Annotated in this window: 19 protein-coding genes; 2 read left to right on the top strand and 17 right to left on the bottom strand. The window is 70.9% G+C overall.

Going from position 1 to position 21,774, the window contains the following annotated elements:
- Positions 1 to 16: 16 nt before the first annotated feature.
- Together ACWD3C_RS16070 and fmt are read right to left on the bottom strand one after the other, a co-directional pair.
- Complete coding sequence (locus ACWD3C_RS16070; RefSeq protein WP_451144256.1) at positions 17 to 1,438, bottom strand: RsmB/NOP family class I SAM-dependent RNA methyltransferase; 1,422 nt, start codon at positions 1,436 to 1,438, stop codon at positions 17 to 19.
- A 67-nt stretch (positions 1,439 to 1,505) separates the two neighbouring features.
- Positions 1,506 to 2,441 (bottom strand): methionyl-tRNA formyltransferase, encoded by a 936-nt coding sequence (fmt, locus tag ACWD3C_RS16065; protein ID WP_451144254.1) that lies wholly within the window; start codon positions 2,439 to 2,441, stop codon positions 1,506 to 1,508.
- A gap of 425 nt (positions 2,442 to 2,866) precedes the next feature.
- Here fmt and ACWD3C_RS16060 point away from each other — a divergent pair, with 425 nt between their 5' ends.
- The gene (locus ACWD3C_RS16060; RefSeq protein WP_451144252.1) at positions 2,867 to 3,400 is read left to right on the top strand and encodes a hypothetical protein; all 534 of its coding nucleotides are present in this window, start codon (positions 2,867 to 2,869) and stop codon (positions 3,398 to 3,400) included.
- Positions 3,401 to 3,531: 131 nt separating this feature from the next.
- Here ACWD3C_RS16060 and ACWD3C_RS16055 read toward each other — a convergent pair whose 3' ends face one another.
- The 14 genes from ACWD3C_RS16055 to pyrR form a co-directional block, all read right to left on the bottom strand.
- Positions 3,532 to 5,700, bottom strand: coding sequence for a primosomal protein N' (locus ACWD3C_RS16055; protein ID WP_451144250.1), 2,169 nt, complete (start codon positions 5,698 to 5,700; stop codon positions 3,532 to 3,534).
- 141 nt (positions 5,701 to 5,841) lie between these two features.
- Entirely contained in the window at positions 5,842 to 7,065 is a 1,224-nt protein-coding gene (metK, locus tag ACWD3C_RS16050; RefSeq protein WP_451144248.1) for a methionine adenosyltransferase, read from the bottom strand.
- 238 nt (positions 7,066 to 7,303) lie between these two features.
- Positions 7,304 to 8,506: a bifunctional phosphopantothenoylcysteine decarboxylase/phosphopantothenate--cysteine ligase CoaBC gene (coaBC, locus tag ACWD3C_RS16045; protein WP_451144246.1), complete on the bottom strand. Its 1,203-nt coding sequence runs from the start codon at positions 8,504 to 8,506 to the stop codon at positions 7,304 to 7,306.
- 139 nt (positions 8,507 to 8,645) lie between these two features.
- Complete coding sequence (gene rpoZ, locus ACWD3C_RS16040; RefSeq protein ID WP_017242218.1) at positions 8,646 to 8,918, bottom strand: DNA-directed RNA polymerase subunit omega; 273 nt, start codon at positions 8,916 to 8,918, stop codon at positions 8,646 to 8,648.
- 38 nt (positions 8,919 to 8,956) lie between these two features.
- Entirely contained in the window at positions 8,957 to 9,514 is a 558-nt protein-coding gene (gene gmk, locus ACWD3C_RS16035; protein WP_451144244.1) for a guanylate kinase, read from the bottom strand.
- A gap of 58 nt (positions 9,515 to 9,572) precedes the next feature.
- A complete protein-coding gene (locus tag ACWD3C_RS16030; RefSeq protein ID WP_003977346.1) occupies positions 9,573 to 9,896 on the bottom strand; it encodes an integration host factor in 324 nt (107 codons plus the stop codon).
- Positions 9,897 to 10,184: 288 nt separating this feature from the next.
- Positions 10,185 to 11,024 carry an orotidine-5'-phosphate decarboxylase gene (gene pyrF / locus ACWD3C_RS16025; RefSeq protein WP_451144242.1) on the bottom strand — a complete coding sequence of 280 codons (840 nt, stop codon included), beginning with the start codon at positions 11,022 to 11,024 and terminating at the stop codon, positions 10,185 to 10,187.
- Positions 11,021 to 12,127 (bottom strand): quinone-dependent dihydroorotate dehydrogenase, encoded by a 1,107-nt coding sequence (locus tag ACWD3C_RS16020; RefSeq protein ID WP_451144412.1) that lies wholly within the window; start codon positions 12,125 to 12,127, stop codon positions 11,021 to 11,023. Before ACWD3C_RS16020 ends, pyrF begins: the two co-directional genes overlap by 4 nt.
- Positions 12,128 to 12,186: 59 nt before the next feature.
- Positions 12,187 to 15,495, bottom strand: a complete 3,309-nt coding sequence (gene carB / locus ACWD3C_RS16015; RefSeq protein WP_451144240.1) for a carbamoyl-phosphate synthase large subunit — start codon at positions 15,493 to 15,495, stop codon at positions 12,187 to 12,189.
- On the bottom strand, positions 15,488 to 16,630 hold the full coding sequence (gene carA, locus ACWD3C_RS16010) for a glutamine-hydrolyzing carbamoyl-phosphate synthase small subunit (RefSeq protein WP_451144238.1): 1,143 nt from the start codon (positions 16,628 to 16,630) through the stop codon (positions 15,488 to 15,490). Before carA ends, carB begins: the two co-directional genes overlap by 8 nt.
- The gene (locus tag ACWD3C_RS16005) at positions 16,627 to 17,208 is read right to left on the bottom strand and encodes a PH-like domain-containing protein (protein ID WP_451144236.1); all 582 of its coding nucleotides are present in this window, start codon (positions 17,206 to 17,208) and stop codon (positions 16,627 to 16,629) included. Before ACWD3C_RS16005 ends, carA begins: the two co-directional genes overlap by 4 nt.
- Positions 17,205 to 18,491, bottom strand: coding sequence for a dihydroorotase (locus ACWD3C_RS16000; protein WP_451144234.1), 1,287 nt, complete (start codon positions 18,489 to 18,491; stop codon positions 17,205 to 17,207). Before ACWD3C_RS16000 ends, ACWD3C_RS16005 begins: the two co-directional genes overlap by 4 nt.
- Before the next feature lie 5 nt (positions 18,492 to 18,496).
- Entirely contained in the window at positions 18,497 to 19,516 is a 1,020-nt protein-coding gene (locus ACWD3C_RS15995; protein ID WP_451144232.1) for an aspartate carbamoyltransferase catalytic subunit, read from the bottom strand.
- Between the two features lie 115 nt (positions 19,517 to 19,631).
- On the bottom strand, positions 19,632 to 20,204 hold the full coding sequence (gene pyrR / locus ACWD3C_RS15990; protein WP_451144230.1) for a bifunctional pyr operon transcriptional regulator/uracil phosphoribosyltransferase PyrR: 573 nt from the start codon (positions 20,202 to 20,204) through the stop codon (positions 19,632 to 19,634).
- Between the two features lie 264 nt (positions 20,205 to 20,468).
- Between pyrR and bldD the strand changes: the two genes are divergently transcribed.
- Positions 20,469 to 20,969, top strand: coding sequence for a transcriptional regulator BldD (gene bldD / locus ACWD3C_RS15985; RefSeq protein WP_007380685.1), 501 nt, complete (start codon positions 20,469 to 20,471; stop codon positions 20,967 to 20,969).
- A 374-nt stretch (positions 20,970 to 21,343) separates the two neighbouring features.
- Here the strand turns inward: bldD and nusB are convergent, their stop codons facing one another.
- Positions 21,344 to 21,772, bottom strand: coding sequence for a transcription antitermination factor NusB (nusB, locus tag ACWD3C_RS15980; protein ID WP_451144228.1), 429 nt, complete (start codon positions 21,770 to 21,772; stop codon positions 21,344 to 21,346).
- Positions 21,773 to 21,774: the final 2 nt, after the last annotated feature.

Below are 21,774 nucleotides of genomic sequence, written 5' to 3'. Positions count from 1 at the left end.
GGAACCACCGAGAGGGTCACGCAGTCCGGCGGATGAGCGCCAGATACATGGCGTCCGTCCCGTGCAGATGCGGCCACAGCTGTACGTCGGGGCCCTCGCCCAGGGCCGGTACGCCCTCCAGCAGCGGCCGGGCGTCGAGGAGTTCGGCCGCATCGCCGTACTGCTTGAGCACGTCGTCGACGACCGCGCGGGTCTCGGCGAGGTGCGGCGAACAGGTCGCGTACCCAACGACACCGCCGGCGCGTACGGAGTCGAGGGCGGTCCGCAGCAGCTCGCGCTGGAGCGGCGCGAACCCGTCCAGGTCCTCGGGCCGACGCCGCCACCGGGCCTCGGGCCGACGCCGCAGTGCTCCGAGCCCCGTACAGGGAACGTCCATCAGCACCCGGTCGAAGGTGCCGGGCCGCCACGGCGGACGCGTCCCGTCGGCGGCGATGACCTGATACGGCCCCGGATTGCCGTCCAGCGCCCTGGCGACGAGCCCCGCCCGATGGGGCTGCTTCTCGCTCGCGAGCAGCACGGCCCCGCGCTCGGCGGCGAGAGCGGCGAGCAGGGCGGCCTTGCCCCCGGGCCCGGCACACCCGTCGAGCCACGCCTTGTCCGGCCCCTCCAGGGGCGCGCCCGCGAGGGCCAGCGCGACGAGCTGGCTGCCCTCGTCCTGCACCCCCGCACGGCCTTCCCGTACGGCGTCGACGGCGCCCGGTTCGCCGCCCTCGGTGAGCCGCACGGCATACGGCGACCAGCGTCCCGGCTGTGCCGCCTCCTCCTGGAGGAGTTCCTCGGTGGTGGCACGCCCCGGCCGGGCGACGAGCGTCACCTCGGGCCGCTCGTTGTCGGCTTCGAGCAGATCCTCGATCCCGGCCCGGCCGCCGCCCAGCGAGTCCCACAGGGCCGAGACGACCCACCGGGGGTGCGAGTGCACGACGGCCAGATGGTCCTCGGGGTCTTCGTCGTACGGCGGTGCGACCCGCTCGATCCACGTGTCGAGGTCGTCCTGGGCGACCTTCCTCAGCACGGCGTTGACGAACTTGGCCCGCCCGTCGCCCAGCACGACCCGGGCGAGCTCGACGGTGGCGGAGACGGCGGCGTGGGTCGGGATGCGTGTGCCGAGCAGCTGGTGCGCACCGAGGCTGAGTACGTCGAGCACCGGCGGGTCCACTTCCCCGAGGGGCCGGTCGACGCACTCGGCGATGACGGCGTCGTACGTCCCCTGCCGCCGCAGCGTCCCGTACACCAGCTCGGTCGCCAGCGCCGCGTCCCGCCCGTCGAAGTCGCCCTTCTCCCTCGCCTTCCGCAGCAGCGGCGGCAGGACGAGGTTCGCGTAGGCGTCCCGCTCGTCGACGGCCCGCAGCGCCTCGAAGGCGAGGATGCGGACGGGGTCCTTCTGGGGACGACGGTGGGGCTTGCCCGGCTTACGGGGCCGACGGGACTGCTCGCTCACGAAAAGGTGCTCCGGATGTGGGAAAGGGGGTGCGGTTTCCAGCGTACGTCGTCGGGGTGGGCGTGGATCAGGCCGTCCCGAGGGCCTCACCGGAGGCGATCCGGACCCCGCGCGCCCAGTCGGCGGCACGCATCGGCTTCTTGCCCTGCGCCTGGACCCACAGCAGCTCGACGGCGTACGAGCCGGTCCCGACGTACACGTTGTTCTTGCCGACGTCCAGCGCGCCCGGCGCGAGATCCGTGCGCTCGGGCACGGGCGCGACATGGACGAGCTTCAGCCGCTCGCCGCGGAACGTCGTCCACGCCCCGGGCGCGGGCGTGCACCCGCGCACGACCCGGTCGACACGCAGGGCCGGGGCGGACCAGTCGACGTGCGCGTCCTCGACGGTGATCTTCGGCGCGAGACTGATCCCGTCGGCGGACTGCGGCACGGCCTTCAGGGTCCCGTCCTCGATCCCGTCCATGGTCGCGGCCAGCAGCCCCGCACCGGCGAAGGCGAGCCGGGTCAGGAGGTCACCGCTGGTGTCGGTGGGCCGGATCTCCTCGGTGACGGTCCCGTAGACGGGCCCGGAGTCGAGCCCCTCCTCGATGAGGAAGGTGGAGGCCCCGGTGATCTCGTCCCCCGCCATGATCGAGTGCTGCACGGGGGCGGCCCCGCGCCAGGCGGGCAGCAACGAGAAGTGCAGATTGACCCATCCGTGGGCGGGCACGTCGAGGGCGACGCGCGGCAGCAGCGCCCCGTAGGCGACGACAGGACAGCAGTCGGGCGCGACCTCCCGCAACCGCGCCAGGAACTCCTCGTCCCGCGGCTTGCCCGGCTTCAGCACCTCGATGCCCGCCTCCTCCGCCCGCTGCGCCACCGGACTCGCGACCAGCCGCCGCCCCCGCCCCGCCGGCGCGTCCGGCCGTGTGACCACGGCGGCCACCTCATGCCGCTCCGACGCGATCAGCGCGTCCAGAGCGGGAACGGCAACCTCGGGCGTACCTGCGAAGACCAGCTTCATGGGTGACTGTCGGCCTCTCGGGCGGGAGTTACGGAGGGGGACCCGCACGGGGGCGGGGCAGCGCACCAGTCTATGGGAGCGGGGGTGCCAGGGCCGAAGCACGGCACTCCGGCCCGAACCCGCCTCACAATCCGCAGCCGCCGACGGCGCCGCACCCCCACAAGAAGACCCGCACCCGACATCGGACCCGCACGGGCGGTGCGTGTGGGAAACGCCATCCCGCCGAAGGCGAAGCCGAGGCGGTTCGGCGCCCCCACCCCGGCGGAGCCGAACCTCGCACCCGACCCCCGAGGGCGTACGCATATGCCCGTACGCCCCCACACCGTGACCAGCGGAGCGAAATCGCGTTGGTCAAGAAAGAGTTGACCACAACGGGCCGCGATCGCGGCCCACTCCTTTTCAACGCCGGTTCGAGAGGCTTGTTCATGGCCGACCACGCAACCCACGACGCCCAGGCTCGGGCCAGCCTGCACTTGCTGGTGCGGGACATCGAGCGGGTCCGCCGGCAGGTGGACGCACTACGCACCCTGACCGCCCAGTTGGGCAACGTCTACCGCCCGCGCCGCTCCGGCCCTTCCACGGGCTTCGTCGTCTACGGACGCGCTCCCGCCCCGACCGTCCGCCTCGCCCAGGAGCTGCGGGACAGCGTCGAGACCCTGGTCACGGCGGCCGTGGACTTCGACCGCTCACTAGGCTTCTCGTGGGACGCGGTGGGCTCCGCGCTCGGGGTCACCAAGCAGGCGGTGCACCGCCGTTACGGCGCCCGCCGCGCCACCGCCCAGGCCGCCGCGGAAGCCGAGCGCGGCACGGAGCCGCAGGGCACCCGCACGGTCAGTGTCAACGCCGGCATGCCCACGGTCCCGGCGGCCCGCTCCATGCCGACCCAACCGACGGCGGGCAGCCCGACACTCCGCGACGAGGTGAGGCCCACGGCCTTCCCGGGTCCCCGCAACGGCTGACCCACTCTTCCTGACTGCCTCCCGGTACCCGACCGGGAGGCAGTCGCATGCGCGCACGTCACGGCGTACGTACGAAAGTCGGCGCACCGCCCGACGCCACGCACGGCCCCGGGGCCACGCACACGCCCTCGTCACCCGATGTCCAGCGGATCGATCCGAATCCGCACCGCCTCACTCCCACTCCCGCTCCCCCCACGCGCCACCCGAGCCGCCTGCGCATGCTTCAACGCGGCAGCCAACGCGGCCCCGCTCCCCGGCGGCACCCGAATCAGCGCCCGCTCCCACCGCTCCCCCGGCGGTGGCCCCCCGACCCGCCGGGGCCCCCCGGCCTCCGTGACCGACAGCGGCACGGGCCCCAGCACTTCCGCGTCCCGAGGCAGTTCGACCCCGGCGAAGAACTCGACCACCGCCTCGACCGGACCGGCCACCGAGGCCATGCGCGAGACCGGCGGAAACCCCAGCTCGGCCCGCTCGGCGAGCTCCCGCACCGCGTGCCCCACGGGATCCCACCGCACCAGCGCCTGCACGGGCCGGAGCGTCGGCTCGGCGACGACCACGACCGTCCCCCCGGCGCCCTGATCCCGTACCAGCGCGGCGGCCCCGATCCATCGCCGCAACGCGTCCTCCCCGGCCCGCAGGTCGGGCCGCCCGAGCATGGCCCATCCGTCGAGCAGCAGGGCGGCCGCGTACCCGCCCTCGGCGACCGGCTCGGCCCCCGGTGTGCTCACGACCAGCGCGGGCGCCCCCGACACGGTGTCCAGCACCTGCTCCCGCCCGGAGGTCCGCACGGGCACGGCGGGAAAGGCCCGCCCGAGTTCCTCGGCGGTCCGCCGCGCCCCCACGACCTGGGCCCGCAACCGCAGCCCTCCGCACTCGGGGCAGCGCCAGGCGCCCTCCTCCTGACCGCACCACCCGCACCGCAGGGCCTCGGTCCCCTGCTGTGCCTCCAGGGGCCCGGCGCACCGCCGACACCGAGCGGGTTCACGGCACTGTGCGCAGGCCATCCGCGGTACGTACCCCCGCCGGGGCACCTGCACCAGCACAGGGCCCTGCCGCAATCCGTCCCGCGCGATCTGCCACGCCGGACTCGGCAACCGCGCCGCGCGCGCGGCCTCGTCCCGGGCGAGATCCCCGTCCCCCACGGTCCGCACCAGCGGGGCGGCGGCCCGCACCTGCTCCCGGTCCGCGACGAGCGGCGCGGCCCAGCCGCTCTCGACGAGCTGCGCGGCCTCGACCGTGCAGCTCCAACTCCCCAGCAGAAATCCGCACTTGTCCCGAGCGGCGCGCAGTTCCAGCACCTCCCGCACATGCGGGAACGGAGCGTTGTCGTCACTGTGGCTGCCGTCGCCGTCGTCCCACACGACGACCAGCCCGAGATCACGCACCGGAGCGAACATCGCGGCCCGTGTCCCGACCACCGCCCGCACGGCCCCCCGCCGCACGGCCAGCCATTCCCGATACCGCCGCTCCTGCCCCGCGTCGGCGGTCAGCACCGCATGCTGCCCTTCCCCCAACAGCCCCCGCAGCGCGGCGTCCACGCGCGCCGCGGGCCGCCCGGCCGGTACGACGACGAGCGCCCCCCGACCCGACGAGAGCGTCGCCTGCACGGCCCGCCCGATCTCCTCGGCCCACCCGGGCCCGGGCAGCGCGGTCCACACGGCCCGAGGCGCCCCACCGGCGGCGAGGGCACCCAGAAACTCCGCCCCGCGCCCATACCGCCGCCAGGACCCGGCGTCGGGCGCGGTCGGAGGCGCGGGGGCAGGCGGCATCTCCACCGCTTCGGCCCTGGCATGCCGGGGCGGAACGGCCAACTGCAACACATCCGCCAGGCTCCCGGCATACCGATCGGCAACAGCCCGGGCCAACCCCAACAGCTCGGGCCCCAGCACCGGCTCGGGCGAGACGACCTGCGCCAACGCGGCCAGCGGCCCCGCGTAGTCCGACTCGGCGACCCGCTCGACGATGAACCCGTCGATCAGCGAGCCCCCCTCACGCCGCCCCTCCCGCACATTCCGCCCCCCGGCCCCGAACCGCACCCGCACCCGCACGCCGGGCTGGGCGACGGCGTCCAGTTCCTCGGGCACGGCATAGTCGAAGTACCGGTCAAGATGCAGCACCCCCTTGTCGACCAGCACCCGCGCAACCGGCAGCTCCTTCGCCACCGCCGCCCCCCGCCAGGTCCGCGGCTTCGCCCGCGGCACCTTCGCCTTGCGCACAGCCTCCCGAATCAGCGCAAGCTGCTCCGGCGCCGCACCCTCAGTGCCGTCGCCACCGCCACCGCGCCCGTTCTCGCTGCTCACGCTTGCATTCTTACCAAACCGCACTGACACCGCCGCGCGCCCGAGTTCCCCGACCTTCTGACGTACGGAGGAGGCCCGGCACCCCCTCAGGGGCACCGGGCCTCGTGAAAAACCGTAGAGCCTACGGGGACTGGCGCGGACCTACAGCCCCGCCGCCTCCCGCAGCGCGTCCACCCGGTCCGTGCGCTCCCACGTGAAGTCCGGCAGCTCGCGGCCGAAGTGGCCGTACGCGGCGGTCTGGGAGTAGATGGGGCGGAGGAGGTCGAGGTCGCGGATGATGGCGGCCGGGCGGAGGTCGAAGACCTCGCTGATGGCCTTCTCGATCTTCTCGGTGTCGACCTTGTTGGTGCCGAAGGTCTCGACGAACAGGCCGACGGGCTCGGCCTTGCCGATGGCGTAGGCGACCTGGACCTCGCAGCGGGAGGCGAGGCCCGCGGCGACGACGTTCTTGGCGACCCAGCGCATGGCGTACGCGGCGGAGCGGTCGACCTTGGAGGGGTCCTTGCCGGAGAAGGCGCCGCCGCCGTGGCGGGCCATGCCGCCGTACGTGTCGATGATGATCTTGCGGCCGGTGAGGCCTGCGTCGCCCATCGGGCCGCCGATCTCGAAGCGGCCGGTGGGGTTGACCAGGAGGCGGTAGCCCTCGGTGTCCAGCTTGATGCCGTCGTCCAGGAGTGCCTTCAGCTCCGGCTCGACGACGAACTCGCGGATGTCGGGCGCCAGGAGCGAGTCCAGGTCGATGTCGGACGCGTGCTGGGAGGAGACGACCACCGTGTCCAGGCGGACCGCCTTGTCGCCGTCGTACTCGATGGTGACCTGCGTCTTGCCGTCGGGGCGCAGGTAGGGGATCGTGCCGTTCTTGCGGACCTCGGAGAGGCGCTTCGACAGACGGTGGGCCAGGAAGATCGGCAGCGGCATCAGCGTCGGCGTCTCGTCCGTCGCGTAGCCGAACATCAGGCCCTGGTCGCCCGCGCCCTGCTTGTCGAGTTCATCAGCTACTCCACCTGCGGCGGCACCCTCGACCCGGGCCTCGTACGCCGCGTCGACGCCCTGCGCGATGTCCGGCGACTGGGAGCCGATCGACACCGACACTCCACAGGACGCGCCGTCGAAGCCCTTCTTCGACGAGTCGTAGCCGATCTCGAGGACCTTGTTGCGGACCAGCGTCGCGATGTCCGCGTACGTCTTCGTCGTAACCTCTCCGGCCACGTGCACCAGGCCGGTCGTGATCAGGGTCTCGACGGCGACCCGGGAGGTCGGGTCCTCGCGCAGAAGCGCGTCGAGAATGGTGTCGCTGATCTGGTCAGCGATCTTGTCGGGGTGGCCCTCGGTGACAGACTCCGAGGTGAACAGACGACGGGACACAACGCTCCCTGGGGTTGCAGCGGCTGCTGGCTGATCATTGGTGGACGGGACGGGGGCTGCGCCCGGCGTCGTCCGAGAACAGTTTATCGGTCGCGTTCGGCCACCGGCCCTCCTGTCTCGCCTCTCGGGAGTGCTGTGACCTGCGGCACCCGCATTCTGCCCAATGGCACACGGTCTCCGCCAGGGTGCCACACCCCAATGTGCGGGACCCCGGAGAGCCGTGGGGCGAATGAAGCAGTCAGCCCAGGCGGCCCGCAACCAGGTCCCACACCGTTTCGGCCAGGGCTTCTTTCGGGCCGTACGGCACCGGAATCTCGCTTCCGTCGGCGCCCAGCACCACGGCCTCGTTCTCCTCGGAACCGAAGGTCTTGCGCTCCCCCACCTCGTTCACGACCAGCAGGTCACAGCCTTTGCGCTTCAGCTTCGTCCGCCCGTTGGCGAGGACGTCGTCCGTCTCGGCGGCGAAGCCGACTATCACTTGGCCGGGGCGGGGACGATCGGCCGAAATCTCCGCGAGGATGTCCGGATTGCGAACCAGGACGATGGGGTCGGGCTCCTGGCCGTCCCGCTTCTTGATCTTTCCGGCCGCGTATGTCTCCGGGCGGAAGTCCGCCACCGCCGCCGCCATGACGACCGCGTCGGCGTCCGCGGCCGCCTTCAGCACCGCCTCGCGCAGCTGGACCGCCGTACCGACCTGTAGGACGTCCACGCCCGCGGGGTCCGGCAGCCCGGTGTTCGCGGCGATCAGCGTGACCCGGGCGCCCCGTGCGGCGGCCGTCCTGGCCAGGGCGTACCCCTGCTTGCCCGAGGAGCGGTTGCCGAGGAAGCGGACGGGGTCGAGCGGCTCTCGGGTGCCGCCGGCGCTGACGACGACATGTCGACCCGCGAGATCGGGCTCCACCACCCCGCGCGCGAGCACTCTGCGGCAGAGCTCGAAGATCTCGGCCGGGTCGGGCAGGCGGCCCTTGCCCGTGTCGACGCCGGTGAGGCGGCCGACGGCCGGCTCGATGACGACCGCGCCCCGGCGGCGCAGCGTCGCCACGTTCTCCTGTGTGGCCGGGTGCTCCCACATCTCGGTGTGCATGGCGGGGGCGAAGACCACCGGGCAGCGGGCGGTGAGCAGGGTGTTCGTGAGGAGGTCGTCGGCCAGGCCGTGCGCCGCCTTCGCCAGCGTGTCGGCCGTCGCGGGGGCCACCACCACCAGGTCGGCGTGCTGGCCGATCCGGACGTGCGGCACCTCGTGGACGTCGTCCCACACCTCGGTCGAGACCGGGTTCCCGGAGAGAGCGGACCAGGTGGCGGCGCCCACGAAGTGCAGCGCGGAGGCGGTCGGCACGACCCGTACGTCATGCCCGGACTCGGTCAGCCGACGCAGCAGCTCGCACGCCTTGTACGCGGCGATGCCGCCACTGACCCCCAGAACGACCTTGGGTTTGTCCACCGTCTCTCCCCGGGCTCGGAAACGTATGCGTCCCATGCTGCATCACTGCGGGGGACGACTCCCACGCCCCCGAGCAGACCACAGGCCCGGCAGTCGCGGCTGCCGGGCCTGTGGAAAAGTCAACTGCAAGCTGAAAATACTACTGCGCCGGACCCTCAATGGCCTCGGACGTCAGCAGCCCCGCGTTGATCTCGCGCAGAGCGATCGAGAGCGGCTTCTCGTGGACGTGGGTGTCGACGAGCGGACCGACGTACTCAAGAAGGCCCTCGCCGAGCTGCGAGTAGTACGCGTTGATCTGACGGGCACGCTTCGCCGCGTAGATCACGAGGCTGTACTTCGAGTCGGTGGCCTCGAGGAGCTCGTCGATCGGCGGGTTGATGATGCCCTCGGGCGCGGTCATCGAAGAGGACACGCTCTACCTTCCGAAAGAGGGAATGAGATCGAAAACGATCACACAACGTCCATCAAGGCTAGCAGCTCACGCGCCACGTCCTCGACGGAGGTGTTGACCAGGGTGGTGTCGAACTCCGGCTCGGCCGCCAGCTCGACTCTGGCCGCGGCCAGGCGGCGCTCGATCACCTCGGGCGGCTCGGTGCCCCGCCCGGTGAGTCTGCGCACCAGCTCCTCCCAGGAGGGGGGAGCCAGGAACACGAGCTGTGCCTCCGGCATGGATTCCCGGACCAGACGGGCACCCTGCAGATCGATCTCCAGGAGTACGGGTTCACCGGCCTCCAGGCGCTCCAGCACAGCGGCCCGCGGAGTGCCGTAGCGGTTGCCGGCGAACTCGGCCCACTCCAGCAGCTCACCGTTGGCGATCAGCTTGTCCATTTCCTCGTCGGTGACGAAGAAGTACTGGACTCCGTGCTTCTCACCGGGGCGGGGCCCCCGGGTCGTCGCCGACACCGAGAGCCAGACCTCGGGGTGTTCCTTGCGCATATGGGCGACGACCGTGCTCTTGCCGACCCCGGAGGGGCCGGAGAGCACGGTCAGCCGCGGACGTTCACTCATGCAGCGATTATTCCAGCATTCCCGCAGTGCCCGGGACGCATTCCCGGACCGTCCGGGATCAGGAACCCGTGCTGCCGAACTCGCGCTCCAAGGAGGCGATCTGGTTGGAGCCGAGGCCACGCACACGGCGGCTCTCGGAGATCCCGAGTCGCTCCATGATCTGCTTGGCGCGGACCTTGCCCACGCCCGGCAGGGACTCCAGGAGAGCGGAGACCTTCATCTTGCCGATGACGTCGTTCTCCTGGCCCTGCTTGATGACCTCGTGAAGGGAGGCGCCGGAGTGCTTGAGTCGATTCTTGACCTCGGCCCGCTCCCGGCGAGCCGCGGCGGCCTTTTCGAGCGCGGCTGCGCGCTGTTCAGGGGTAAGGGGCGGAAGAGCCACGCCTACGTCACCTCGGATGTCGAACTGTCGGATACGGACCGGTGAGGAACCTAGTCGCCCCACACCTGGGGAGCTACGAGCAACACGCTTGCCCGTTCTCCCCCACTGCCTTAAAAGCGTGGGAGGTGCCCCCACTCGTCGGAGACTAGCGGCCAACTCCGCCAGAGTCAGCGAGAACAGCGGAAAAGTCCTGGTCAGCCTCCCTGGAGTCGGACATATCAGGCATACTGCCCTGGATTTGAGGATGTATTCAGACTCAAGCCGTCCGGGAGGCACTCATCGGAGGACTCAGGCGGTGTCCACCACTGCCCTGATCTCCTCCGCGAAACGTTCCGCGGCGTCACGCAGCGCGACGACATCGGGACCGTGACGCAGAACACCCCGGCTGACGTTCGGGACCACCCGGCGCACGGCGGCCCCGAAGACGTCCGGAAGGTCGGCCGGGGCGGCCCCCTGGGCACCGATGCCGGGTGCCAGCAGCGGCCCGTTGATGTCCAGGTCGTACGACGAAAGGTCGCCCAGCGTGGCCCCGACGACCGCGCCGAAGGAACCCATCGGCTCCTCCCCCGCGTTCTCGGCCGCGAGGTGGGCCAGCATGGTCGCTCCGACGTTCCGGCCGTCCCCACGCACCGCGTGCTGCACCTCGCCGCCCTCCGGGTTGGAGGTCAGCGCCAGCACGAACAGTCCCGCCCCGCTCTCGCGTGCCAGCTCCACGGCGGGCTTCAGGGACCCGTAGCCGAGGTACGGCGACACCGTCAGCGCATCCGAGAACAGGGGTGCGTCCTTGTGCAGGAAGCTCTCCGCGTACGCGGCCATGGTCGAGCCGATGTCCCCGCGCTTGGCGTCCATGACGACCAGCGCGCCGGCGGCCCGCGCCTCCTCGACCGACTTCTCCAGTACGGCGATGCCGCGCGACCCGAAGCGCTCGAAGAACGCGCTCTGCGGCTTCAGCACGGCCACGCGGTCGGCCATGGCCTCGACGACGGTACGGCTGAACCGCTCCAGGCCCGTGACGTCGTCGTTCAGGCCCCAGTCGGCGAGCAGGGAGGCGTGCGGGTCGATGCCGACGCACAGCGGGCCGCGCTCGTCCATGGCCCGGCGCAGTCGTGCGCCGAAGGGCTCGGTCATACCGTCTTCCTCACGTCGGCGCCGACCGCGTCGGCAAGGGTGGCGTAGGGGCTCGTGCGGAGGCGGGCGGCCAGGCCCTTGTGGATGGCGCGGGCCCAGAAGGGGCCCTCGTAGACGAAGGCGCTGTAGCCCTGGACCAGCGTGGCGCCCGCCAGGACGCGCTGCCAGGCGTCCTCGGCGTTCTCGATGCCCCCGACGCCCACCAGGGTGATCCGGTCGCCCACGCGCGCGTAGAGGCGGCGCAGCACCTCCAGGGAGCGCGTTTTCAGCGGTGCGCCGGAGAGTCCGCCGGTCTCCTTCACCACGGAGGGCTCGGACGTCAGACCGAGTCCCGCGCGCGCGATGGTGGTGTTCGTGGCGATGATCCCGTCCAGGCCCAGTTCGACCGCGAGGTCGGCGACGGCGTCGATGTCCTCGTCGGCCAGGTCCGGCGCGATCTTCACCAGCAGGGGGACGCGGCGGCCGGTGACCGTACGGTCGGCGGCCTCGCGGACGGCGGTCAGCAGGGGGCGCAGCGCCTCCGTGGCCTGGAGGTTGCGCAGCCCGGGGGTGTTCGGGGAGCTGACGTTCACGACGAGGTAGTCGGCGTACGGGGCGAGCCGCTCGGTGGACTTCACATAGTCGCCCACGGCCTCGGCCTCGGGGACGACTTTGGTCTTGCCGATGTTGACGCCCACGACGGTCCGGAAAACCGCCTCGCGAGCGGCCAGGCGGGCCGCCACAGCCGCGGAGCCCTCGTTGTTGAACCCCATGCGGTTGATCAGCCCCCGGTCCGGCACGAGCCGGAACAGCCGCTTCTTCGGGTTGCCGGGCTGCGGCTCACCGGTGACCGTGCCGATCTCGACGTGGTCGAAGCCGAGCATCGACATCCCGTCGACGGCGACGGCGTTCTTGTCGAACCCGGCCGCCAGCCCGAACGGGCCGTGCATCCGCAGCCCGAAGGCCTCGGTCCGCAGTTCCTTGTGGCGGGGGGCGAGCGCGGCCGCGACGAACGTGCGCAGCACGGGGATGCGAACGGCGAGCCGGATCCAGCGGAAGGCCAGGTGATGGGCCTTCTCCGGGTCCATCCGTGAGAAAACCAGACGGAAGAAGAGCTTGTACATATGTGTCCTCATGAACCTCATGAAGAGGGGGACACCGTTTCCGGTGTCCCCCTCAGCGATCAGTCGCGGGCCGCGGTCAGATGCTCCGCGTGTTCCTGGAGCGAGCGGACACCCACGTCACCGTGGTTGAGGGCGTCGATGCCCTGGACGGCCGCGGCGAGCGCCTGGACCGTCGTCAGGCACGGCACGGACCGGGCCACGGCCGCCGTACGGATGTCGTAGCCGTCGAGGCGGCCGCCGGTGCCGTACGGGGTGTTGACGATGAGGTCGACCTCGCCGTCGTGGATGAGCTGGACGATGGTCTTCTCGCCGTTCGGGCCGGCGCCCTCGCTCTGCTTGCGGACGACGGTGGCGTTGATGCCGTTGCGCCTGAGCACCTCGGCCGTGCCGGACGTGGCGAGCAACTCGAAGCCGTGGGCGACCAGTTCACGCGCCGGGAAGATCATCGAACGCTTGTCGCGGTTGGCGACCGAGATGAAGGCGCGCCCCTTGGTCGGCAGCGGCCCGTACGCCCCGGCCTGCGACTTGGCGTAGGCCGTGCCGAAGACCGAGTCGATGCCCATGACCTCGCCCGTGGAGCGCATCTCGGGGCCGAGGACGGTGTCGACGCCGCGCCCGGAGGTGTCGCGGAAGCGGGACCACGGCATGACGGCCTCCTTGACGGAGATCGGCGCGTCGAGCGGCAGCTCGCCCCCGTCGCCGGTCGCCGGAAGCAGCCCCTCCGTGCGCAGTTCGGCGATGGTCGAGCCCAGCGAGATGCGGGCGGCGGCCTTGGCCAGCGGCACGGCAGTCGCCTTCGAGGTGAACGGGACCGTGCGCGAGGCGCGCGGGTTCGCTTCGAGGACGTACAGGATGTCGCCCGCCATCGCGAACTGGATGTTGATCAGACCGCGTACGCCGACGCCCCGCGCGATGGCCTCCGTCGAGGCCCGCAGCCGCTTGATGTCGAAGCCGCCGAGCGTGATCGGGGGCAGGGCGCACGCCGAGTCGCCGGAGTGGATGCCGGCCTCCTCGATGTGCTCCATCACGCCGCCGAGGTACAGCTCCCGGCCGTCGTAGAGGGCGTCGACGTCGATCTCGATCGCGTCGTCGAGGAAGCGGTCGACCAGCACCGGCCGGGAGGGGCTGATCTCGGTCGACTCGGCGATGTACGCCGACAGCCGGGTCTCGTCGTACACGATCTCCATGCCGCGCCCGCCGAGGACGTACGACGGCCGTACGAGGACGGGGTAGCCGATCTCGTCGGCGATGGCCTTGGCCTCGGCGAAGGTCGTGGCCGTGCCGTGCTTGGGAGCCGGGAGCCCCGCCTCCTGGAGGACACGGCCGAAGGCGCCGCGGTCCTCGGCGGCGTGGATGGCCTCCGGAGGAGTGCCCACGATCGGCACACCGGCGTCCTTGAGCGCCTGCGACAGGCCCAGCGGGGTCTGGCCGCCGAGCTGCACGACGACGCCCGCGACGGGGCCGGCCTGCGACTCGGCATGGACGATCTCCAGTACGTCTTCGAGGGTGAGCGGCTCGAAGTACAGGCGGTCGGAGGTGTCGTAGTCCGTGGAGACGGTCTCCGGGTTGCAGTTGACCATCACGGTCTCGTAGCCCGCGTCGCTCAGCGCGAAGGAGGCGTGGACGCAGGAGTAGTCGAACTCGATGCCCTGGCCGATGCGGTTCGGGCCGGAGCCCAGGATGATGACGGCCGGCTTCTCGCGCGGGGCCACCTCGGTCTCCTCGTCGTACGAGGAGTAGAAGTACGGCGTCCTCGCCGCGAACTCGGCGGCGCACGTGTCGACCGTCTTGTACACCGGGCGCACGCCCAGCGCGTGCCGCACCTCGCGCACGACGTCCTCGCGCAGCCCGCGGATCTCGCCGATCTGGGAGTCGGAGAACCCGTGCCGCTTGGCCTCGGCCAGCAGCTCGGGACCGAGCTTGTCCGCCTCGGCCAGCTCGTCCGCGACCTCCTTGATCAGGAAGAGCTGGTCGACGAACCACGGGTCGATCTTCGTGGCCTCGAAGACCTCCTCGGGCGTGGCGCCCGCGCGGATGGCCTGCATGACGGCGTTGACGCGCCCGTCCGTCGGCCGCACCGCCTCTGCCAGGAGAAGCGCCTTGTCGCCGGGCTCGCCCACGAACGTGAACTGGCTGCCCTTCTTCTCCAGCGAGCGCAGCGCCTTCTGGAAGGCCTCGGTGAAGTTGCGGCCGATGGCCATGGCCTCGCCGACCGACTTCATGGTGGTCGTCAGCGTGGAGTCGGCGCTCGGGAACTTCTCGAAGGCGAACCGCGGCGCCTTCACCACCACGTAGTCGAGCGTCGGCTCGAAGGAGGCCGGGGTCTGCTCGGTGATGTCGTTCGGGATCTCGTCGAGCGTGTAGCCGACGGCCAGCTTGGCGGCGATCTTCGCGATCGGGAAACCGGTCGCCTTGGAGGCCAGCGCCGAGGAACGCGACACGCGCGGGTTCATCTCGATGACGATGACACGGCCGTCCACAGGATTCACGGCGAACTGGATGTTGCAGCCGCCGGTGTCGACGCCGACCTCGCGGATGACGGCGATGCCGATGTCCCTCAGGATCTGGTACTCGCGGTCGGTGAGGGTCATCGCGGGCGCGACCGTGATCGAGTCACCGGTGTGCACGCCCATGGGGTCGAAGTTCTCGATGGAGCAGACGACCACCACGTTGTCGTGCTTGTCGCGCATCAGCTCCAGCTCGTACTCCTTCCAGCCGAGGATGGACTCCTCCAGGAGCACCTCGGTGGTCGGCGAGAGCGTCAGGCCCTGGCCGGCGATACGGCGCAGCTCCTCCTCGTCGTGCGCGAAGCCGGAGCCGGCGCCGCCCATGGTGAAGGATGGCCGGACGACGACGGGGTACCCGCCGAGCTCGTCGACGCCCTTCAGCACGTCGTCCATGGAGTGGCAGATCACCGACCGCGCGCTCTCACCGTGCCCGATCTTGCTGTGCACCGCGTCGACGACCAGCTTGAACTGGTCGCGGTCCTCGCCCTTGTGGATCGCCTCGACGTTGGCGCCGATGAGTTCGACGCCATACTTGCCGAGGACACCGTTCTCGTGCAGCGAGATCGCCGTGTTCAGCGCCGTCTGACCGCCCAGGGTCGGCAGCAGCGCGTCGGGGCGCTCCTTGGCGATGATCTTCTCGACGAACTCCGGGGTGATCGGCTCGACGTACGTGGCGTCGGCGATCTCCGGGTCGGTCATGATCGTCGCCGGGTTGGAGTTGACCAGGATCACCCGCAGGCCCTCGGCGCGCAGGATCCGGCACGCCTGGGTGCCGGAGTAGTCGAACTCGGCGGCCTGGCCGATGACGATCGGGCCGGAGCCGATGACCAGGACGGACTGGATATCGGTGCGCTTAGGCACGCTGGCCCTCCATCAGGGATACGAAGCGGTCGAACAGGTAGGCGGCGTCGTGCGGGCCCGCTGCCGCTTCGGGGTGGTACTGGACGCTGAAGGCAGGCCGGTCGAGGAGCTGGAGCCCTTCGACGACCTGGTCGTTCAGGCAGACGTGCGAGACCTCGGCACGCCCGTAGGGGGTATCGGAGACGCGGTCGAGCGGCGCGTCGACGGCGAAGCCGTGGTTGTGCGCGGTGACCTCGACCTTGCCGGTCGTACGGTCCTGCACGGGCTGGTTGATGCCCCGGTGGCCGTACTTCAGCTTGAACGTGCCGAAGCCGAGGGCGCGGCCGAGGATCTGGTTGCCGAAGCAGATGCCGAAGAGGGGCGTCTTGCGTTCGAGCACGGCACGCATCACGGAGACGGGGTGATCGGCCTTCTCCGGGTCACCGGGACCGTTCGAGAAGAACACGCCGTCGGGGGCGACCGCGTAGATGTCGTCCGCCGTCGCGGTCGCGGGCAGCACATGCACCTCGATGCCGCGCTCGGCCATGCGGTGCGGGGTCATGCCCTTGATGCCGAGGTCCACGGCCGCGACGGTGAACTTCTTCTCACCGACGGCGGGGACGACGTACGACTCCTTGGTGGCCACCTCCTCGTAGAGGCTGGCGCCCTTCATCTCGGGCGCCTGGCGCACCTCGGCGAGCATGGTGCCGTCGTCGGGCAGCGCGTTGCCGGAGAAGATGCCGACGCGCATGGCGCCGCGCTCACGCAGATGGCGGGTGAGCGCTCGGGTGTCGATGCCGCTGATGCCGACGACGCCCTGCTGGGCCAGCTCCTCGTCCAGCGAGCGCCGGGAGCGCCAGTTGGACGGCACGCGCGCGGGGTCGCGTACGACGTATCCCGAGACCCAGATGCGCTGCGACTCGGGGTCCTCGTCGTTGACGCCGGTGTTGCCGACGTGCGGGGCGGTCATCACGACGACCTGGCGGTGGTACGACGGGTCGGTCAGGGTCTCCTGGTAGCCGGTCATCCCGGTGGAGAACACCGCTTCGCCGAAGGTCACCCCCACGGCCCCGTAGGCACGGCCGCGGAAGATCCGGCCGTCCTCCAGGACGAGTACGGCGGGAACCCTGGTGGCTCCCCTGGTGGAGGTCGTCATCGTGCGCCTTCCGTTTCCGTCTTGTCGATTTCCGTCTTGTCGATCATCTGGTTGAGTGCCTCGACCCACTCGTTGTGCTCGGCCGCGTGGTCGGAGCGGAACCCGGAGTCGATCAGCCGGTCGCCGTGTTCCCAGGTCACGACCAGCAGTCCGCCCTCGGTGAGGACCTTGCCGGCGATGCCCTTGTCGAGGCGGGCCTCGCGCAGGGCGGCCACGGGGACGAAGAAGTCCGCCGCTGAGGGGCGTACGACGTCCAGGCCCGCGTCCGTCAGCGTGAGCTCGGCCCGGCTGCGGTTGCCCAGGCCACGGGCCACGATCCGGTCCAGCCACTGCCCGGCGGTGGTGGAGCCGTGGTAGCGGCCGCTCATCCTCAGTTTCGCCGGACCGGTCCCGTCCGGCGCGCTGGGCAGCTCGGGCAGGTCGCCCTGGAGCGTGCCGCGCCACTTCCAGCCCTCGCGCATCAGCCAGTAGACGAGCGCGACGAAGAGGGCGAGTCCGACGAGCCAGCCGACACGAGCGGCCCAGTCGGTCACTGCGGCCGACTTCTGTTCGGCGGCGATCGAGATCAGAGGTGTCACGCGAGCTTCCCGTCGACGAGCGTGGCCTTGCCCCGCAGCCACGTGTGCGTGACACGGCCCGGCAGCTCGCGGCCCTCGTACGGGGTGTTGCGGCTGCGCGAGGCGAAGCCCGCGGGGTCCACGGACCCACGGTATGCCGTGTCGACGAGGGTGAGGTTGGCGGGCTCACCTGCCGAGACGGGACGGCCGTGGCCCTTGGCCCGCCCGATCACGGCGGGCTTGAAGGACATGCGCTCGGCGACCCCGGCCCAGTCGAGCAGCCCGGTGTCCACCATCGTCTCCTGGACCACCGACAGCGCGGTTTCGAGCCCCACCATGCCCATGGCGGCCGCGGCCCACTCGCAGTCCTTGTCCTCCTGCGGGTGCGGTGCGTGGTCGGTGGCCACGATGTCGATGGTGCCGTCGGCGAGCGCCTCGCGCAGGGCCAGCACGTCCCGCTCGGTGCGCAGCGGCGGGTTGACCTTGAAGACCGGGTTGTACGTCCGCACGAGCTCGTCGGTGAGGAGCAGGTGGTGCGGGGTGACCTCGGCGGTGACGTCCATGCCGCGGGACTTGGCCCAGCGCACGATCTCCACCGAGCCCGCCGTCGACAGGTGGCAGATGTGGACGCGGGAGCCGACGTGCTCGGCGAGCAGTACATCCCGGGCGATGATCGATTCTTCGGCCACCGCGGGCCATCCCCCGAGTCCCAGCTCGGCGGAGACGACACCCTCGTTCATCTGGGCGCCCTCGGTCAGCCGCGGCTCCTGCGCGTGCTGGGCGACGACGCCGCCGAAGGCCTTCACGTACTCCAGCGCCCGGCGCATGATCACGGCGTCGTCCACGCACTTGCCGTCGTCCGAGAAGACGGTGACCCCGGCGGCCGACTCGTGCATCGCGCCCAGCTCGGCGAGCTTCTTGCCCTCCAGGCCGACGGTGACGGCACCGATCGGCTGCACGTCGCAGTACCCGTGCTCCCGGCCCAGCCGGTAGACCTGCTCGACGACACCGGCCGTGTCGGCGACCGGGAAGGTGTTGGCCATGGCGAACACGGCCGTGTAGCCGCCGCTCGCCGCCGCCCGCGTACCGGTCAGCACGGTCTCGGAGTCCTCGCGGCCGGGCTCGCGCAGATGAGTGTGCAGGTCGACGAGGCCCGGGAGGAGCACCTTGCCGTCGGCCTCGACGACCTCGGCACCGTCGGCCGGCAGACCGCTGCCCACGGCCTCGATGACCGAACCGTCGATCAGGACGTCCTGCGCCTCGCCGCCGAGCACCTTCGCACCACGGATCAGAATCTTGCTCATCGTTCTTACTTCTCCTCGGTACGGGGATAGGTGACGGCAGGCACGTTCTTCGAGGTGACGGCGGGCACGTTCTTCGAGTCGAACACCGCGCCGCCGAGCAGCAGGTACAGCACGGCCATCCGGGCCGACACACCGTTGGCGACCTGCTCGATCGCGGTGCAGCGCGCCGAGTCGGCGACCTCGGCGGTGATCTCCATGCCGCGGACCATTGGGCCCGGGTGCATCACGATGGCGTGCTCGGGCATCCGCGCCATGCGGTCGCCGTCGAGGCCGTAGCGCCGCGAGTACTCGCGCTCGGTCGGGAAGAACGCGGCGTTCATGCGCTCGCGCTGGACCCGCAGCATCATCACCGCGTCGGACTTCGGGAGCGTGCTGTCGAGGTCGTACGAGACCTCGCAGGGCCAGGTCTCGATGCCGACCGGCAGCAGGGTGGGCGGGGCGACGAGGGTGACCTCGGCGCCGAGGGTGTGCAGCAGATCGACATTGGAGCGGGCGACCCGGCCGTGCAGGATGTCGCCGACGATCGTGATGCGCTTGCCGGCGAGGTCCTGGCCCATCCCGGCGTCCCGGCCGACCAGGCGGCGCCGCATGGTGAAGGCGTCCAGCAGGGCCTGCGTGGGGTGCTGGTGGGTGCCGTCGCCCGCGTTGATGACGGCGGCGTCGATCCAGCCGGAGTTGGCCAGGCGGTACGGGGCTCCGGAGGCACCGTGCCGGATGACGACGGCGTCGACGCCCATGGCTTCGAGGGTCTGGGCGGTGTCCTTCAGGGACTCGCCCTTCGACACGCTCGACCCCTTGGCGGAGAAGTTGATGACGTCCGCGGAGAGGCGCTTCTCGGCGGCTTCGAAGGAGATCCGGGTGCGGGTGGAGTCCTCGAAGAAAAGGTTGACGACGGTGCGGCCGCGCAGGGTCGGCAGCTTCTTGATCGGCCGGTCGGCGACCCGGGCCATCTCCTCGGCGGTGTCGAGGATCAGGACGGCGTCGTCGCGGGTGAGGTCGGCGGCCGAGATGAGATGACGCTGCATCTTTCAGGCTCCGTAAGGCAGTTCATCGGGAGAACGGGAGAGTGGGAGAACGGGATAATTCGGGCAGGCGGGCCCGCGGAGGCGGAGTCGGGGCCGTACGGAAGAGCCGTACGTGCTACTGCTGCGCGCCCGGGGTGGTCTGCTTGGCACCGAGCAGCACGGTGTCCCGGCCGTCCTCCTCGATGAGCTGGACCTTGACCGTCTCCCGCAGCGACGTGGGGAGGTTCTTGCCGACGTAGTCGGCGCGGATGGGCAGTTCGCGGTGGCCACGGTCGACGAGGACCGCGAGCTGCACGGCGCGCGGACGCCCGATGTCGTTCAGCGAGTCGAGCGCGGCGCGGATGGTGCGGCCGGAGAAGAGCACGTCGTCGACGAGGACGACCAGGCGGCCGTCGATGCCGTCGGCGGGGATCTCGGTGCGGGCCAGCGCACGCGGCGGGTGCATGCGCAGGTCGTCGCGGTACATCGTGATGTCGAGCGAGCCGACCGGGATCTTGCGGTCGGTGATCTCCTCGAGCTTGGCGGCGAGCCGCTGGGCGAGGAAGACTCCCCGGGTCGGAATGCCGAGGAGCACCACGTCGTCGGCGCCCTTGGCGCGTTCGACGATCTCGTGGGCGATGCGGGTCAGTACCCGCGCGATGTCGGGGCCTTCGAGAACGGGCCGCGCATCGGACGCTTGAGTGTCCATACGAAACGGACCTCCTTCTCCGCCTCACGGGACGGACCTTAAAGGACGTCGGATTTGCGCCATACACGCTACCAGGGCGGAGAGAGGTCCCACATCACCCCCTCGGCCACCCCCTTCACCCCCTTGGAGCAACCGGTCGGTGATTACCACGGAAGAGTCGGTCCGGACCATTCCGCTTGACGGGGCAGAGTAACGCTGCGTAACCTCACAGTGAGTCACCAACCGCGCGGCGGAGCCGCATGTTGACCAGTGTCCGGGAGCTATATGTCCAGCGAATACGCCAAACAGCTCGGGGCCAAGCTCCGCGCGATCCGCACCCAGCAGGGCCTTTCCCTCCACGGTGTCGAGGAGAAGTCCCAGGGACGCTGGAAGGCGGTCGTGGTCGGTTCGTACGAGCGCGGCGACCGCGCCGTCACCGTGCAGCGCCTTGCCGAGCTGGCGGACTTCTACGGGGTTCCGGTGCAGGAGCTGCTGCCGGGCACCACGCCGGGCGGGGCCGCCGAGCCGCCGCCGAAGCTCGTCCTGGACCTGGAGCGCCTGGCCCACGTGCCGGCCGAGAAGGCGGGCCCACTGCAGCGGTACGCCGCGACGATCCAGTCCCAGCGCGGTGACTACAACGGCAAGGTGCTGTCGATCCGCCAGGACGACCTGCGCACCCTGGCCGTCATCTACGACCAGTCGCCGTCGGTCCTCACCGAGCAGCTGATCAGCTGGGGCGTCCTCGACGCGGACGCACGCCGCGCGGTCTCCCACGAGGACAGCTGAGCGTTATCCGGCGAAGTCCAGCAGAAACGTGCCGCCGGGGTGACCGGAGCCGAGAGGTTCCGGTCACCCCGGCGGTTTTTCTACGGCGCTCAGGGCTCCCGGGGGCGGCTGTGGGGCCAGGAAGCCGCTCCAAGCGCTCCCCCTGCCCCTCTACGCCCCTCTCGTGGCACGCGCGCCCCTCTGGGCACCCGGGACTCTCGGAGCGCCTCAGGGACGCGCGTAGACGCCTCAGGGCCCGCAGCGGTGAATGCTGCGGGCCCTGAGGCGTCTGTGACGTGGCGACTACGACGTCGTGTGTCGGATGTCGGACCGTCGACCTGGCAGCGCGCCCTGTCGGCCGGAAGTGTCGGCCGGGAGCGCGGCGAACCCGGCTGCTACTCGCGGCGGAGCGACGGCTTGAGGTCCTTGAGTCGTCCGAGCAGGCCGTTCACGAACGAGGGCGACTCGTCCGTGGAGAACTCCTTCGCCAGCTGCACCATCTCGTCGAGCACCACGGCGTCCGGAGTCTCGTCGACCCAGATCAGCTCGTAGGCACCGAGGCGCAGGATGTTCCGGTCGACGACCGGCATCCTGTCGAGCGTCCAGCCGACCGCGTACTGGGCGATGAGCTCGTCGATCCGGGTCGCGTGCTTGGCGTACCCCTCGACCAGCTGCATCGTGTACTCGCTCACCGGCGGCTGCCGGGTGTCGGTCCGGGAGTGCCGGATCCAGTCCGCGAGGACCGTCAGGACGTCGGCGCCGCGCTGGTCGCCCTCGAAGAGGATCTGGAAGGCGCGCTTGCGGGCCGTGTTGCGGGCAGCCACGG

It is taken from the genome of Streptomyces sp. NPDC002845, from assembly GCF_053591955.1.
This window is presented reverse-complemented; position numbering and strand designations above follow the sequence as displayed.

What these genes read in the sequence shown, in the direction of transcription:
- bldD (WP_007380685.1), top strand. Translation starts at nt 20,469, where the DNA reads ATGTCCAGCGAATACGCCAAACAGCTCGGGGCCAAGCTCCGCGCGATC.
- ACWD3C_RS15995 (WP_451144232.1), bottom strand. Translation starts at nt 19,516, where the DNA reads ATGCAGCGTCATCTCATCTCGGCCGCCGACCTCACCCGCGACGACGCC.
- ACWD3C_RS16000 (WP_451144234.1), bottom strand. Translation starts at nt 18,491, where the DNA reads ATGAGCAAGATTCTGATCCGTGGTGCGAAGGTGCTCGGCGGCGAGGCG.
- ACWD3C_RS16060 (WP_451144252.1), top strand. Translation starts at nt 2,867, where the DNA reads ATGGCCGACCACGCAACCCACGACGCCCAGGCTCGGGCCAGCCTGCAC.
- fmt (WP_451144254.1), bottom strand. Translation starts at nt 2,441, where the DNA reads ATGAAGCTGGTCTTCGCAGGTACGCCCGAGGTTGCCGTTCCCGCTCTG.
- carA (WP_451144238.1), bottom strand. Translation starts at nt 16,630, where the DNA reads ATGACGACCTCCACCAGGGGAGCCACCAGGGTTCCCGCCGTACTCGTC.
- pyrF (WP_451144242.1), bottom strand. Translation starts at nt 11,024, where the DNA reads ATGACCGAGCCCTTCGGCGCACGACTGCGCCGGGCCATGGACGAGCGC.
- ACWD3C_RS16020 (WP_451144412.1), bottom strand. Translation starts at nt 12,127, where the DNA reads ATGTACAAGCTCTTCTTCCGTCTGGTTTTCTCACGGATGGACCCGGAG.
- gmk (WP_451144244.1), bottom strand. Translation starts at nt 9,514, where the DNA reads ATGAGTGAACGTCCGCGGCTGACCGTGCTCTCCGGCCCCTCCGGGGTC.
- pyrR (WP_451144230.1), bottom strand. Translation starts at nt 20,204, where the DNA reads ATGGACACTCAAGCGTCCGATGCGCGGCCCGTTCTCGAAGGCCCCGAC.